Annotated in this window: 1 protein-coding gene; it reads right to left on the bottom strand. The window is 28.4% G+C overall.

From position 1 onward, the window contains the following. Positions 1-272 precede the first annotated feature (272 nt). Positions 273-763: ATP-binding cassette domain-containing protein (locus SPADD19_RS10860; protein ID WP_241496596.1), on the bottom strand; the 491-nt coding region annotated here is incomplete at its 5' end.

Genomic DNA, 763 nt, shown 5'->3' with positions numbered 1-763 from the left:
CAAATGATAGTGATACAATTTTAGCTATTTTATCAAAGAATTTATAATAAAAACGGCAATTGCCGTTTTTTTGCTTTTATAAATTGTCTGAATACAGATTATTTGGATTACTAAAATAATCACAGCTACTACAATTAAAGATAAGCCCCTAATCCAGGTTACTTAACTGTACCATATCCGAGAATATATTTGAAAGAAAAAAGAATACAATTTGTCTATTTAGCTACCCCAAATATACCAAACACTTTTTTATTAAACTAATCAAAATTAAATTATACTACAAACACATTTTTACTTATCTCAGAAAAAACAATGTTTAAGTTATTTAAGATAGACTTTGTAAGTTCTAAGTTATCAGTTTTCAACAACCAAACGTTCTTTATAGATCCAAGTGATAAAAATTCTGTCTTTTTCCCTTGGAAAATTACTTTCCCTTGATTGATAATTGTAACTGTATCTACTAACTTACTTAATTCTTCCAATGAATGACTCGAAATTACAATCCCAACTCCTTTTTTAGACAATTCAATGAGCAAGTCTCTAAACTCTTTCATTCCTATGGGATCTAATCCATTGAATGATTCATCTAATAATAAGATAGTTGGCTGATGGATTAAGGCTTGAGCAAGCCCCAAACGTTGTTTCATACCTAATGAAAAACTAGATACTTTACAATCCACACTATTGTCTAAACCAACTAAATGCAGATAGTTTAAAAGATCTTCTTTTGATAAGTTTACTTCATCATAAAGACTAGAAATTC

This window comes from Streptococcus parasanguinis (assembly GCF_001578955.1).
Lineage (GTDB): Bacteria > Bacillota > Bacilli > Lactobacillales > Streptococcaceae > Streptococcus > Streptococcus parasanguinis_U.
The sequence above is the reverse complement of the archived record's forward strand: the minus strand, read 5'-3'. Positions and strand labels throughout refer to the sequence as shown.